Source organism: Psychrobacter sp. Cmf 22.2 (genome assembly GCF_001921745.1).
In the GTDB taxonomy this organism is placed as follows: Bacteria; Pseudomonadota; Gammaproteobacteria; order Pseudomonadales; family Moraxellaceae; genus Psychrobacter.
This window is the reverse complement of the sequence record NZ_MRYA01000001.1, coordinates 255,597-270,984: the sequence shown is the minus strand read 5'-3', so window position 1 is coordinate 270,984 and position 15,388 is coordinate 255,597. Positions and strand designations below refer to the sequence as shown.

Annotated in this window: 8 protein-coding genes; 1 reads left to right on the top strand and 7 read right to left on the bottom strand. The window is 43.2% G+C overall.

The window, feature by feature from the left end; all coding sequences use genetic code 11:
- Positions 1–18: 18 nt before the first annotated feature.
- The 5 genes from BTV98_RS01155 to ffh form a co-directional block, all read right to left on the bottom strand.
- Positions 19–267, bottom strand: coding sequence for a hypothetical protein (locus BTV98_RS01155; RefSeq protein WP_058369446.1), 249 nt, complete (start codon positions 265–267; stop codon positions 19–21).
- Between the two features lie 77 nt (positions 268–344).
- Positions 345–1,238, bottom strand: a complete 894-nt coding sequence (locus BTV98_RS01150) for a class I SAM-dependent methyltransferase (protein WP_058369447.1) — start codon at positions 1,236–1,238, stop codon at positions 345–347.
- Between the two features lie 50 nt (positions 1,239–1,288).
- Positions 1,289–2,131: an undecaprenyl-diphosphate phosphatase gene (locus BTV98_RS01145; protein ID WP_058369448.1), complete on the bottom strand. Its 843-nt coding sequence runs from the start codon at positions 2,129–2,131 to the stop codon at positions 1,289–1,291.
- An 82-nt stretch (positions 2,132–2,213) separates the two neighbouring features.
- Positions 2,214–2,909: a tRNA (adenosine(37)-N6)-threonylcarbamoyltransferase complex dimerization subunit type 1 TsaB gene (tsaB, locus tag BTV98_RS01140; RefSeq protein ID WP_058369449.1), complete on the bottom strand. Its 696-nt coding sequence runs from the start codon at positions 2,907–2,909 to the stop codon at positions 2,214–2,216.
- A gap of 330 nt (positions 2,910–3,239) precedes the next feature.
- The gene (ffh, locus tag BTV98_RS01135) at positions 3,240–4,787 is read right to left on the bottom strand and encodes a signal recognition particle protein (RefSeq protein WP_058369353.1); all 1,548 of its coding nucleotides are present in this window, start codon (positions 4,785–4,787) and stop codon (positions 3,240–3,242) included.
- 354 nt (positions 4,788–5,141) lie between these two features.
- On the opposite strand from ffh, the gene BTV98_RS01130 reads away from it, so the two are divergent.
- A complete protein-coding gene (locus tag BTV98_RS01130; RefSeq protein ID WP_178379338.1) occupies positions 5,142–5,933 on the top strand; it encodes an inner membrane protein YpjD in 792 nt (263 codons plus the stop codon).
- A 120-nt stretch (positions 5,934–6,053) separates the two neighbouring features.
- On the opposite strand, the gene purU is transcribed toward BTV98_RS01130, so the two are convergent.
- Together purU and BTV98_RS01120 are read right to left on the bottom strand one after the other, a co-directional pair.
- Entirely contained in the window at positions 6,054–6,983 is a 930-nt protein-coding gene (gene purU, locus BTV98_RS01125) for a formyltetrahydrofolate deformylase (protein WP_082638055.1), read from the bottom strand.
- 201 nt (positions 6,984–7,184) lie between these two features.
- A complete protein-coding gene (locus BTV98_RS01120; RefSeq protein ID WP_058369356.1) occupies positions 7,185–15,002 on the bottom strand; it encodes an Ig-like domain-containing protein in 7,818 nt (2,605 codons plus the stop codon).
- Positions 15,003–15,388 lie beyond the last annotated feature (386 nt).

The following is a 15,388-nucleotide window of genomic DNA, read 5'->3' as shown; positions in this document are numbered from 1 at the left end:
TTATGTGCTCGGATAAGATTACTGGACTTGCTGCCATAATTTATTGGCTTCGATCAGTGATAGCTCAGGGTATTTTTTGCGCAGCGCTTTGATAGCAGCCACTTTATTATTTTGCGTTGTTTGAGCTTGCTTATGCAGATAAGTCAAATACTCTTGTGGGTCTCTGAGTGCTTTAAGTGACGCTTCCAGTCGAAGCAGCCGAGTACGCAGTATGATATTTATTAATAATAACCCTGCTCCCATGATCCATATGATTAACGCTGACATTCCGGCTCCTAAATCCATTAACTCTAAACACTCAAGCTGATTAACCGAGTCCATTCATCGTAATAACAAAACGTCTATTAAACAAAATAACCATCAAAGCGGACTGCCGCATTATGCCAACTCTCATTGGGCTGCTGATTGGCAAGTGACGGCGCAAGCTGTGGACGCTTTACCACCACGCGGCCTTGTTTGTCACTATTTCCAACAATAGCTTGCGCATGTTGTAGCAGTTGTCGCTCTTCGTCCAGTGTTGGCGGGCTTGCTAACTGGTGCAGCGCTTGCATATGCTTGCCGACTTTAGCGCCTTTACCCGTCTTGCTGTCTTGGTAGCTGTCTTCTGGAAACATCGGATCTAGATATATCACATCCACGGCTTTAGTCGCATTTGTCATATCAACTGGTAAGGTTGCAAAGTAGCTGAGCGCATCGGTGTTGATAACTTGCAGACGGCTCATGAGCTTTTGCCAATTGGGCTGTGCACTCATGCGCTGCTGCTCTGCTAACAATAGTAATGCCATCAACGGCTGCTGCTCAAGCATAGTGACTTGAGCACCGGTGCTGCCCAATATCAAGCTGTCATGACCAAAGCCCGCGGTTGCATCGATAACGCAGCTATCCGACGTGATTTTAGCCGCTTGCAGCAATAGCTCAGACTTACGTCCAGCGCTTACCACACGGCGCTGCAATTTATCCCATTCTGGCGCAACGCTTAACCCATCACTCAACCACGACAGCTTGTCTTTTTCATCCAATAATAAAACGGGTAAAGTGGACGTTTGACTTAACTGCTTACGACGTTTTTGGTTGAGCTTATCGCTCAATCGCTCAGTATTCAAGACAATGGGTAACTGCTGCTGTACTATCAAGGCTTGCAAGCGCTCAATCTGTACTTGCTGGCTATCGCTGATATAAAACAGTTGACAGTAGCTTTGCACACTAGGATTGTTAGCTGCTGGTCGCGACGCGCTCATGACTATGCTCTCTATTTATTACTTATATGGTCACAAATCATAGGGCACATTTAGCCTGCCATTTGATAGCCAAACAACCAAGACGCCAATAATACCACTACACCAGTAATAATACGTAGCCATGCAAAAATCGTAAAGTCACGGCGGCTGACCCACGCCACCAGCCAGCGAATACAAAGCAGCGCGACGATAAATGACACTACTGTGCCTATGCCCAATACCAGCCAGTCTTCACTACTGCTCAACACATCACCGTGCTTGAATAAATCCAACAAGGCGGCACCTACGATGACGGGAATCCCCAAAAAGAATGAAAACTCAGCCGAAGCCTTACGCGAGACCCCAAGCCAAAGCGCCCCGATGATGGTCGCCCCTGAGCGCGATGTACCTGGTATCAGCGCCAGACATTGAAACAACCCTATCATTAGCGCTGTCTTTAGACTGACGTCTTCAGCCTCACGAGCAACGATCGTTTTCGGGCGTTTCTCGACATAAAATATCAGCAGACCACCGATGATAAGCATGATGGCGACCGTGATCGGATTAAACAGATAAGTTTTAATCTCATCGGCAAACGTAAAGCCTACGAGCATTACAGGAATGGTAGCAACGATCAAACTCAGTCCCAGCTGTCTTGGATTGGTCATGCCTTCTGCTTTACCCGTCAGCAAACCCATAAGTGCCTGCCAGAGCCTACCCCAATAGTCATAAATGACTGCTAAAATAGCACCAAGCTGTACCACCACCACAAACAAATCAACTTTGTCTTTGGTCCAAAAGTTCATTAAATCGGCAGATAAGATTAAATAACCCGTGCTAGAAATGGGTAAAAACTCAGTGATACCTTCGACGATACCCATGATGACAGCTTGAATTAATAAAATGATATCCACGATGGTATTCCTAGATCCAGATTTACAGGTGACTGAGTATAATGTTTGAGAGGTTGTTATCGTTTATAGCGACTAGCAGCGCTTAAGCCTTACCTTGCTCTTTTAGGGTTTTCCATGCTTGATTGCGCAGATACTTGGGCAGCGCATGTGCCGCATCAGTACCGCCAGCACTCATGAATTGAGTGATACCCAGCTGGCCAATCACTGTCGCGTCTGGCCAGACATCGTCATGGCATATTTGTCCATCATACAGTTTTAAGAGCGGTGCACCGTTACCGACGATAGCAAGTTTAAGCGCAGTTTGACTGTCATAATCTAGCAGTTGCTCAGTGCTATCATTAGCCAATACGGGCTGCATGACGTTACGACCCGACTGGTCGTCAACCACTAATTCATACTGGCCAAAATACACTTGTTGCATACGCGCATCAAGAGCGCTATAAACTTCAGTCACACCATACTGCTGGTACGCACACTGGGCGATAGCCTGCAAACTAGACACACCGACACAGGGCAAGTCGTGCGCCACTGATAGCGCCTGCACCACAGCGGTATTAATCCGAATACCGCTAAATGCACCGGGGCCACGGTTAAAGATAAGTGCTTGTATGTCAGCAAGGTTGAGATTTACTTCAGACAACGCTGCATCAATCATAGGCAAGATTTGCTGAGTCTGCTGACGCTTACCCGTCTCGGTATGGTTCGACAGCACTTGCCCTCTCGCATCTAAAACGGCGATCGAACACTGATCAAACACGGTATCCATTGCTAAAAACATCGTAACCTCGGCTTATACTTTTGGCACTATAGTCAGTCCGCTGTAAACATTATAGCGTCTCGTCTGTAGTACTACCTACACACTCGGTTGCTTTATAACACTTTAAACTTATACTACTTTTAAACTGAAACGACTATATAAAAACACCCCAATAAAATTGCGCCTATCATAGCATTTAGGATAAGTGATTTTATGACTTTCTACGTTTTTCATACTTTAATTATTAGAAAATATTTGCTCATAATTTTCACAAAAAAACCCAAAACTGCTTTAGCTTTGGGTTTTCATTAAAAAGAAAACTTATAATAACAGAAACTTGTTACTGGACTATTAAAACCGCGTCTTAAACTTTTTAGGGGCTTGATCCTGCAACTCTTGCATCTGTTTTTGCATCTCTTCGGTGCTAGGCATATTATTAGGGTCAAGTCCCATTTGCTTCGCCATCTGTTGCGGGCTCACATCTTTAGGGCCGCCCTGCTGACCGCCACCACCAAATAGAGGACCACCGCCTCCAGCTCCGGCGCCACCGCCCATTAAGCCTTGCATCGACTTCATCATTTTACTGATACCTTCAGGCTTTGAGATCATTTTCATCATTTTTGCCATTTGCTTATGCTGCTTTAGCAAACGGTTGACGTCTTGAATCTCACGGCCAGAACCCGCAGCGATACGGCGCTTACGGCTTGGATTGATCTTATCTGGATTTTTACGCTCAAATGGGGTCATAGAATTAATCAACGCTTCCATTTCACGCACTTTTTCTTCAGGCTTAGCGTCCTCGACAGCTTTTTGCATGTCAGAGCCGCCCATACCTGGCATTTTATCGAGGAAACCTGACATACCGCCCATGTTTTTCATTTGCTGAAACTGAGTTAATAGATCCTCAAGGTCGAAATCACCGCCCTTTTGCATCTTTTTCGCCATTTTTTCGGCTTTATCACGGTCGATCTTTTGCTCGACCTCTTCAACCAGACTTAGTACATCACCCATACCGAGGATACGCTGGGCGATACGCTCAGGATGGAACAACTCTAAAGCGTCTAGCTTTTCACCGCGACCCAAAAACTTAATCGGCTTACCTGTGATCGCCCGTACAGACAATGCAGCACCGCCGCGTGCATCACCGTCGGTCTTAGTGAGGACAACACCAGTTAATGGCAACGCATCGTTAAAGGCTTTGGCAGTATTGGCTGCATCTTGACCCGTCATCGCATCGACGACAAACAGCGTCTCAGATGGATTAACCGCTGCCGTTAGTGCCTTGATCTCATCCATCATGGTGTCGTCAATGTGCAAACGACCCGCAGTATCGATAATCAAAATGTCTTGATATTGGATTTTGGCTTCTTCGATGGCACGGCGGGCAATATCGATAGGATTTTCATCGACACTTGAATTGACAAATTTAGCATTCACTTGACCAGCCACTTGCTCAAGCTGTTTGATTGCTGCTGGACGATAGACGTCAGCTGAGACCAGCATGACTTTTTTCTTTTGGCGCTCTTGTAGATATTTGGCCAACTTACCAGCGGTGGTGGTTTTACCCGCACCTTGTAGACCTGCTAGTAGGTACACAACCGGCGGTTTGCCTGTCATCTCAAGCTGTTGGTTGGCACTGCCCATCATCTCGGTCAGCTCATCATGGACGATTTTGACAAAAGCTTGTCCTGGCGCCAGCTCTTTTAGCACTTCAGCACCCAGTGCCTGCTCTTTGACACGTTTGACAAAGTCGCGCGTGACAGGTAGCGCCACATCAGCTTCTAAGAGCGCCATACGCACTTCGCGCAGCGTGTCTTTGATATTGTCTTCAGTCAGTTGTCCAGACCCTACGATATTACGTAGGCTCGACGACAGACGTTCTGTTAAGGTATCAAACATAAATAACTCTCAATTAAACAGTTAAAATATTTTTATCAAAAGGCTTCTTATTAAAATATATGCAGTCAAAAAGCACTTTATTAAAGATGGACTAAATAAAATAGTTTGGAATATTACTCGCTTGTTTTATATGCAATTTATCCAAAAACAACTACTTATCAACACCATCGCGTAATTGATGCCTTAGCATCTGTAGATTTGGCAACTACTGTCTTAGTAGCTATAAAGAATAATAGAGATGATTCTCAATTAGCCTTCATTTTATGATAAATTGGACGATTATTCTAATAATACCACTTTAGCGTTAAATTGAGCGGCGATTTTGTGCTCATTATGGGATGAGGCTTTTTACCAGTGCACCTTGCGTTTATCATTGCCAGTATGGCTTATATATTGGTCAGTATCCATATCAGTTGGGCGCTGACAAAGAGTCACCCTATTCATAAGGGTTTAAGCCTTGGTTTATTAATCATTGGTATGCTTGCCCATGCCGCGCTATTGTATCCATATGTCGTTACGTTATATGGATTAAATTTTAACCTATTTAATATAATCAGTCTCATCAGTCTATTTTTCTTATTCTTTTACGTACTCTTTTGCTTATATCGCCCTATTCTTAGTCTTGGAATTTTAGCTGCACCGACTGCGCTTATTGGCATGACGATAGGTTATGTTGGCCGCGCCCCGTATCAGCCATTGACCGATGTAAGTATTGGACTTGAAGCCCATATTTTATTGTCACTTGCTGCCTATTGCGTACTGCTAATGGCTGCCCTACAAGCGCTATTTTTGCGTTTGCAGATCCGTGAGCTCAAGCATCATACCATTCATCGTTTTTGGGTGAACAAACTACCTCCCTTACAAAGTATGGAAAGCCTATTGTTTGACATGATACTGGTAGGTTTTATCGTACTAAGCATCGCCTTAGGCATTGGCTTTATTTACGTACAAGATTTAATGGCACAGCACATTTTACATAAAACAGTCTTTAGCTTGCTGTCGTGGTTATTATTTGGCGTACTATTGATAGGTCATTGGCGTGCAGGTTGGCGTGGCAAACGAGCGGCCAACATTACCTTTTATGCGTTTATCTTATTAGCAGTAGGCTTTGTTGGTAGCAAGTTTGTTTTAGAGCTAGTGTTATAGAATCTCAGCTGTATTAAATATATATAATAATCGATTGGCATACGTTACAAATGATATTAGCAAACTTAACCCTGATTTAGTAACAGACTTAGTGACAAACTTTCCTAACAATAAGCTTTTTTAATTAAATACCACTGTCTTATTACCTGTTACTATCACTCGGTTTTGTACATGCCAGTTCACTGCGCGGGCCAAGACATTGCGCTCGATATCACGACCAATAGCACGTAGTTCTATCACACTTTGACGATGAGTCACGCGGTGCACATCTTGCTCGATGATCGGCCCTTGATCAAGCTCGGCGGTGACATAATGCGCCGTTGCACCAATAAGCTTGACACCTTTATCATACGCCTGACGATAAGGATCTGCCCCCACAAAAGCAGGCAAAAATGAGTGATGAATATTAATAATTTGCATGGGCCAGCGTTCAATAAAGTCAGACGATAATATTTGCATATAACGCGCTAATACTAACAAATCATTGTCTTCCATCAACTGATGAATCCGCTCTTCCGCCTCTACCTTATTATCCTTAGTCACTGGCACATGATGAAAAGGTATACCGAAGTTTTCGACCGCTTGACGTAAGTCTGGATGGTTGCTGACAACGCAACTAATATCGCAATCGAGCAAGCCGCGCTGATGTCTCCATAGCAAGTCTAATAACGCATGATCAAACTTTGATACCAAGATGCCAACTTTGGTTTTGATCGCATTGTCATGTAGACGCCAAGACATCTTATGACGCTTGGCAACCGTATGAGCAAAGCTGGCCTCAAAGTTATCAATGATCTCGCTCAGACCTTCTAAAACAAACTCTAAACGCATAAAGTACTGGCCACCCTCGTGAGCAGTAGAATACTGATCAAGAGAGATGATATTGCCGCCATAGCGATGGATAAACTCTGATACTGCCTGCACAATGCCTGCTTGGTCGCGGCACTTAATCAATAACGTGGCAGTGTCGATAGTATGAAGAGGGAGTGGAGCACTGGATATAGGGTGCGATAAAGCATTTGATGAAGTCGTCGTTACAGTATCTGACATAGTGCGCTTAACCTAAAATAAAATGATTGCTGCCTGCATTCAAAGAACTACTAATAGCATAGCAAATCCACTATTCTAATCGTTTTTGCTATATTTTGCTTACTGAGTTGGTTGTTTTACGTTATTTATATTACCAATACAAAAACCCCAACTTGGGGGTTTTTATTAAATATTAGTTTTTTAAATAGAAATTATGAAACATTACTCAACTTTGATAACTTTAGAGAAACCGAAACCATTATTGCTTACAGTAGCCGTCGAGCCAAGTTCAAACGCTTTGTTGAAGTCTATGATATATGTATTAAACCCTACCTCTGCCTGATTACTCGATGACTTACCGTCTATAGTCACATTATAGTTTGGTGAATATGGCGACAAAATAACTCTAGTACGTGGCGTATTCTCATTGATTGTAACATTTAGGCTATTTGTACATGTAGCACCACCAGTACCAAACGGACTTGCATTATCAATCCAAGGAGTTATTAAAGTAGTATCATTTATTATCAAGTCATCGACTGAAGTTGGTAATTGGTAGTTGATACTTTGAGTATTTTCACTACCATTTACAAAGGTGGAAGCATCAAAACGTACCTTCACCCAATTTGAATAACGTAACGGGTAGCGAATCTCAAAGTCAGCGCGACCTTCATCATTTGTGATAAATGAATAGCCATCCTCTGAAACTTTGTTACCAAGAATAGTCACTGGATTAATAGCTTCAAGCTTACCACTAGAATTCTTATCTTCGTTTAATGTAGGATCAGAATCTTGATCTAGCGTGTAGTTGTAATTAGCATCTTCCGTAGGATACCAATCAGACTTTAACGGTACTGGTGTTTTTTCAGAGAAGACTTTCGGTTCTGGTGTGGTGGTCTTTATCACGTTACCAAACTCGTCAAGCTCATCAATATCAGCAGCTTGATAAGTAGTTGTACTATCTAGTAAACAATATACACCTTGTGCATATTCCGTCGCATAAGACTTAATTGACACCTCCTGATTTGACACCGCGCGTCCTGAGCCATCCATGACAGATATCGAACCACGTACCGTATAGTAAATATCATCAGAAGATAACTTACTAGAGAATGCTAACGTGGTATATACAGCTTCTTCTGAGACGGTAATATTGCTGGTCTTGCTACCGATATTGGCATCATCTTGTAGTAAACGTGCGTTGATAATCACACCACCGATAGGCGAACTGGCATTGGCTTGATAGACGACACGGGCTTCACCTTTACTGTCTGTTATCGCTGTAGCCGCCGATAAACGACCTGCTGATGAGTCTGCCGCACGGCTAAATACGACGGTTTGCCCTTCTACTGGCACATCATTTTTGTCTTTGACTGTCGCTACCACTTCGGTGCTGGTGCCAGGAGTGATGACCGATTTGACTGCTTGGAATAGCATTTTCGCAGGTGTCGTAGCACGGAAGCGTGTATCGACGGTGGTCTGATAGCGCGGCTCACCGTTTTGTAAAGTTACGCCTAATATTTTAGCTTGTAGTACCGCTATGCCAGCAAGCTCAGATGTCAGTGTTACAGGTACCGTAATGATATTACCAGTAATATTATTTGGCGCAATTGCCTTAGTAGTAATAACATCGTTATTGTTAAACTTACCGATAGTGGTTTGTATCTCAACATTTTTGCCAAGTAGATCATCTGCTTCACTAGCAGAGTCTGTACGGATCTGTATATTGATAAGTTGCGGCTTATTAACGTCATAAACATCTTGGATATCGATAAAGCTGATACCCGCTTGGGAAACCTTGACCAGATCAATGCTATTGATACTACGCTGGGTATTGATACTGTCCTCACCAACGGCGCGGGTAAACACTTGTAAGTTACCATTATTGTCAAAGGTAAGCTGATCTTCTTTGACTTCAAACGTTGCCTGACCATCGTTACCAGTAGTCGCTATTGCCGTTGGTACAATCAAATCACCATTCGCGTCAATCAGCTGCATTGCTGCATTACCAATCGTCTGCCCTGCACCATCAACGAGTGTGGTAGTGATGGTAATTGCCTCACTATCTTGCAGCTTAGTGTTGCTCGCTTCAATACCAATCTTCGTACCCACGGCTGATAGGCTTAGTGTTTTACTTTCACGGGTAGTCAGTGTGACATCACCATTAGCATCATATTCAGGGGTAACTATCTTGGCTTCAATATCAATAGTGTGATTTAGGCGCGCATTAATGCTGCCTGCGGCTAAAAGTACGCCGACATCTATTTGACCATTCGCATCAGTGGTTACCATGCTTGGTGTCGTAAGTGCCGCTCCACTTGCCGCTAGATTGGTAATAGCCAGCTGCACAGGAACGCCCGTTAAGATGCCGCCTTTGCTGTCAGTCACGCGGAAGGTGGCATTGGTTTGATCTCCACCAGTAGTTAGCGTGGACTTATCAGAGCTGACAAGGATTTGATACTCATCAATGGTCGCGGTATCTACAGGTACAATATAGTCTGACTCAATATCAAAGCCACCAGACGTTTTAGTTTTCGCTGTGACCTTGATGCCTGCCTCTAAAATCGCTTGATTGACGTTAGCGCCAGGCTCAAGTTTGAGGTCAAATGTTGCCACACCGTCGCTATTAGTGGTAGCCGTACCATTGGTCACTGTAACGCCAGTTTGGAGCGGATTATCAACATTTAAGCGTACTTCACGGTTACCAATAGCCTCATCATTATCTGTCGCTCGTACAAAGACTTTAAAGGTATCACCTTTGGTACTAACTACCTTGTTTGCGCCGATAGTGATATTTTCTGTCGTACCCGTAGCACTACTAGGCGTGGTGGTGGTGACGGTGCTGGTTTTGGTGGCGATATTGCCATTTTTATCCGCCGCTGAAAAAGCGACAAAAAAGCTTGAGCCGATGGCTTTTTTCTGTTCCTCTGTCAGCCCTGCTGGCACAGCAAGGGTATAACTGGCCACCCCTGAATTATTAGTGACCTGCTCTTTACCACTGACCAGACGCACGCCTTGCTCTGCAATCGCAGCAGGGAGTGCTAGGAAAACTTTTTGTCCCGCAATCACATTGTCTTGACTGTCTTTGGCAATGACTTCTACCTGTGTTTGACCACCGTTTAGGTTGAGTGGCGTAGGCGTTAAATCAATCAGATCGATCGCCGCTTTGGTTGATTGGACATTAAACTGAACTTCTTGCGTTTTATCAGTTAAAGTTTCTCGTAATGTTGCTGTCAGTTTTTTATCTTTAAGAGCTGCTTTTTCTTCATCAGTTAGGTTATTAGGAACAACTATCTCAAAGCTAACGTTACCATTATCGTCAGTGGTCATTGAAGTGAGGTTATCACCCGACTTACCATTAACGGTTAATAGCGCTGCTAATGCTTTGTCAGCAAAATCAATGGTCATAGGCTGACCACTGATTGCAACGTTGGTGGTTTGCGTACTAATACCAACATTCACAACCGCCGTATCGCCTTCACCATTTAAAGTATAAAACGGACGATTGTTAATCAGATTTGGATTATTTAGAACAGTTAAATCTACAGTTGGCGTAGTAATGATGACGTTTTTAATATCAGACGTATACGTTTCACCTTTTTCGATATAAGATAGCTGGTAATTGATACCGACCTTCTTGAGCTCTTCACGCTTCTCATAGCTCAAACCTTCAGGGATAGTGACGATAAAGGTGGTTTCACCATTAAAGTCAGTAGTGTTACTGTCTGAACTAACAGTAACGCCATAATCCTGAGCTTTTTTACCAAGTAAGATACTGACTTCTTGGTTTTGTACAGCGCTATTGCTTTTGTTACTTAATAGCTTAACTTTAATAACGCCCTCACCACCAAACTCACTGATGCTTGGGGTAAGGATAGAGGCAAAATCTAATGTAGTGGTAGGCTTTTCTACCTGAATCTTGCCAGACAACGTAGCTTGGGTACCATCAACATCAATAATGGTGGCAGTATAGTTGATATTTGATTTGGCAAGTACATTTTGCTCATCTTCACTAAGGTTATCTTTTATATTTACAGTAAACGATACACGGCCTGCGTTATCCGTGCTCTGCTCAGCATCAATGATTGTAAACAGTGCAGGCTGGTCGATCTTAAGCTTGACGATTCTATTTAAAGCAGCACTACTATCAGGATACTTACCCGTGATATCGACTACAAACTGCTTATCAGTGGTGAGCACAGGTTGGGTGCTATTATCAACAAGCTGAATCTCACTTTGACCTACTTCATCGCTAAGTGTAATCAGGCTGCTTGTCACAACACTCTTAGCACCGGAGTCTTCGACGGTCATCGCGGTGAGCACAAACGACCCAACTTTTTCAATTTTTGCTTTTTGATCAGTGCTCAATCCTGCTGGCACGCGAACGGTAAAGCTGACTTCACCCTGATTGTTGGTTAATTTGGTGGCGCTACTGTCTAAGCTTAAGAGTCCAACTAGATTGTCAGGCAAGCTTGCTGTCACTGGCTGGTTTGCAATTACTCCACCATTTTTATCATTAATGCGGAAGCTGATAGTAGTGCTACCACCTGAGCTTGATAGTTGCTTGTTGGTTAGAGTACCAAAGCTTAGCTGGTACTGGGCGGCTGGAATGATGACTGGTGCATTATATTTACTAGAGACTACACCATCAATATCAGTGAGGCTCACGGTGTAGCTAAGATCAGATTTGACCAATGCTTGACGTTCAGCCTCACTCATCGTAGGACTAATATTTACGGTAAATGTGGTTACACCTTTTGCATCTGTTTTTTGTTCACTGTTCTGTATTGTGAGCTTTGAGGCGTTATTAATCGTTAATCTGGCCACTTTGTCTGCAGCAGCGCTACCATCGTTACGTGTCCCTGAGACTTGAATGCTAAAGCTGTCTTTTAAAATATTGATTGGCGCAGGATTGGTGGTGACAGCGAGTGTCGTTTGACTGGCCTGTACCTTATCAGTGACACTAATGGCAACACTCGCAGTGCTTGTGGCTCCTGTAGCCTCTACAGCTGCGACATTTAGTGCAAAGCCACTGTTGTTCTCAATCAGTGTTTTTTGTGCTTGGTTCAGATTGGTCGGTACACGTACATTGAAACTGACCATGCCTTTAGCGTCAGTAGTCTGGTTTGTAGCGTCATCTAGAGTAATTACACCAGCATTCACCAAAGCAGCTGGTAGGCTTGCCTTAACTATTTGATTTGCTATTACGCCACCGTTTTTGTCATTGACACGAAAGCTGATGGTCGTACTACCACCTGAGCTTGACAGCTTATCACTACTCATTTGGCCAAAGCTAACTTTGTATTGAGCGGCTGGTACATCAGCTTCAGCAGTGAAAGATTCGATAGCACGGCTGTCGTTATCTGTTAATACAACTTGATAATCGATGTTACTAGCAGCGATAGTGCGGCGCTCAGCTAAGCTTAGACTTGGATCAATATTGACGATAAATGTAGCATTACCCGACCCATCTGTCGTTTGTTGGTTACCAGCAATGCTAATGTCTTTAATACCCTCGATACTCAGTTCAACAGGTTTATTGGTTGCCGCATTGCCATTTGGCAGTTTGGCTGCCACTTGTATACTGAAGCTGTCTTTCAACACATTGACCACGCTTGGCATAGTGCTGGCGCTGACGACGATATCACTCCTAGTCGGATCCGCATTAACAGTAATTTTTTCACTGTTGGCTTTAACGCTTACACCTGATGTTTCTGTCAGGCTTGCGGTTAATGAAAACCCACTGTTTTCAATAGCTTTACGCTGATCAACGGACAACCCTTCAGGGATGCGCACAGTATAGTTAACGACACCTTGAGCATCTGTCGTTTGATTGGCGGCGCTAGTAAGTGTGACTAACCCTTTTTGCGTTAAGGTACTGGGCAAGCTCGCGGTCACTTGCTGTCCTGCCACGATACCACCAGTTTTATCATTAACACGGAAGCTGATGGTAGTTTCACCGCCAGTACTGAGTAGTTTGTTTTTGCTTGCTGTGCCTGCGTTTATTTTATATTCGGCGACAGGCATGATGACCGATGCATTATAAGTTTCGCTAGTAATACCATCATCATCTGTCAAAGTAACGGTATAAGGAATGCCGTTTTTGACTAGGTTGTTACGCTGAGTATCCGTTAAATCTTGAATATTTACTGTGAATTCAGCGACACCTGCAGTATTGGTAATCTGCTTACTGCCGGCAATGCTCACGCCTGGTACATTTGTAATAGTAAGCTTAACCTCTTTGTCATTTGCCGCACTACCGTCAGGGCGCTTAGCGGCCACCTGAATACTAAAGCTGTTTTTGAGTACATTAATAGCTCTAGGAATGCTTTTTGCATCTAAGATCGTCTCACTTTCAGCGGTAATCTGTACGCGAGCACTATCTATCTTACTGCTAGCACCTGATGCTTCAACGGCCTTGGCAGACAGTACAAAACTACCTGCGCTTTCTAAAATCGCACGATTACTTTCTGATAATCCTTTTGGAATACTGACGGTATAGCTGACCACACCTTTATTATCAGTAGTTTGCGTGGCTGCGCTGTCTAAGCTCAATAGCCCCTTTGCGGTCAGTGCAGCAGGCAAGTTTACTGTGACTTTTTCACCAGCTACTGCGCCACCGTCTTTATCATTGACGCGAAAGCTGATATCCACGCTACTACCAAAACTTGATATTCTCGTTTTACTGGTGTTAGCTGCTTTGATTTGATATTTGGCAGCAGGTATCTCAACGCTGCTCTTACCCTCTTTTACTGTTTTAGAGTTATTTGGCTCAGACAAGGTAATCGTATAGCTGAGACCCTCTTTAGCAAGCTTGGTACGCTCCGCATCACTCAGCGTTGGCGCTACAATAATATCAACTACTGCTTGGCCTTTAGCATCAAAAGTAAGCGCCTCAGTACTTAAACTGACACCCTTTATATCGCTATTGAGCTTAATAGAGGCTTTTGCCCCAGCAATGTTCGTTGGAACTTTGTCGTTAATCGCGGTTGCATTAATAGTGATCGTTTGACTGTCACCATAAGCGTTAAGTGCGCTGGCGTTTCCAGATACTGTCAGCTTATAGTCTGAGGTAGGAATCGCAACCGGCAATGTGCCTGAGACTTTTTTAGTCGCACCATTTTTTTCTACGATATTGATAGCATAAACCACGCCTTGTAATAGCGCCTCACGATCAGCCTTTGATAACCCTTTATCAACAATAATGTCAAAGGTAGCCATACCATTGCTATCAGTGGTTTTGTTACTTCCGACAATAGCAACCCCTTTGATATCATTAATTCCCATACCGACCTGTACGTCTGCAGCCCGTGCGCCATCCGCATTTTTGAGAATAATGCTAAATTGAGCCGTATCACCGTAAGGATTTAGCTTGTTATTAGATACTGAACTTGTTTGAAGTCGATTGTCGATAACAAGAGTACTGACTACTGTTTGAGTGCCATCACCACTGCCTTCTTTACTGATGCGGACGGTCAACACTTGATTGATGGTTGCGCCATTTGACGGCTGTTTAGCCGTTGCTTTTAAGCTAAAACCATTTTTGATTAGATTTGCTTTTTGCGTCTCATCAAGTACCAGCGGGTTAAGCTTTAACTCATAGGTCGCCACACCTTTGTCATCAGTAGTCTGAGTGCTAGACCCTTCAATGGTAACACCAGTATTTAGTGAGTCATCAATACTTAGACTGACTGCCTTATCGATAGCCGCGCCGCCAGATATGTTTTCGACCGCTTTTACAGTTACATTAAAAATGACAGGTTCATCTGTAAGCTTTATGTTTGTAGGGACAGTATAAAGTTTTTGTAAACTAAAATCCTCTGTAGATACCTGCTCACCACCATTATCACTACCACCATTATTATTACCCCCGTTACTACCACCTGAGCCTGGCTGCTCAATACCTAAATCAGGTGCAGGCGCAACAGAATCTACTGTGTCACTATCGCCGCCCCCGCCACATCCTGCTAATGCCAATGCACAAGTCAAAGAAGTAAGTTGAAACAGCTTAGAAGTAAAAGGTAGCGAGCTATGTGACATGTTTTGGACTCCGAATCCGAATCAGCTATGATATGTTCAAAAATACAAGCAAGAATCGTACCCAATCTATAAATGCATAATAAAAATAGATAAAGTTACATTCTGTTTACTCTATATATATAATGTATTAAAATTATAACGGTAACCTTACTGACTTTTGTTGTAACTTACAACTAAAAATTATACCTATAAGTTAAGTAATCAATCACATAGCAGTGTCAATTCAAGGTATAATGACGCTTCTATAAGACGATGTTTATCGTAAAATAATTTGAGTATTCACTGATTTTATGGTATAAATGTCGGCTTTAAAATTTTCTGAATTGGTCACTCTGTTATTTGCCTTTATATGACAGTAAAACCAGCTCAACCTTCATATAGTTTTG

Bases quoted from the DNA above. Each gene is read 5' to 3' on its own strand.
- BTV98_RS01155 (WP_058369446.1), bottom strand. From the start codon at position 267: ATGTCAGCGTTAATCATATGGATCATGGGAGCAGGGTTATTATTAATA.
- BTV98_RS01150 (WP_058369447.1), bottom strand. From the start codon at position 1,238: ATGAGCGCGTCGCGACCAGCAGCTAACAATCCTAGTGTGCAAAGCTAC.
- tsaB (WP_058369449.1), bottom strand. From the start codon at position 2,909: ATGTTTTTAGCAATGGATACCGTGTTTGATCAGTGTTCGATCGCCGTT.
- ffh (WP_058369353.1), bottom strand. From the start codon at position 4,787: ATGTTTGATACCTTAACAGAACGTCTGTCGTCGAGCCTACGTAATATC.
- purU (WP_082638055.1), bottom strand. From the start codon at position 6,983: ATGTCAGATACTGTAACGACGACTTCATCAAATGCTTTATCGCACCCT.
- BTV98_RS01120 (WP_058369356.1), bottom strand. From the start codon at position 15,002: ATGTCACATAGCTCGCTACCTTTTACTTCTAAGCTGTTTCAACTTACT.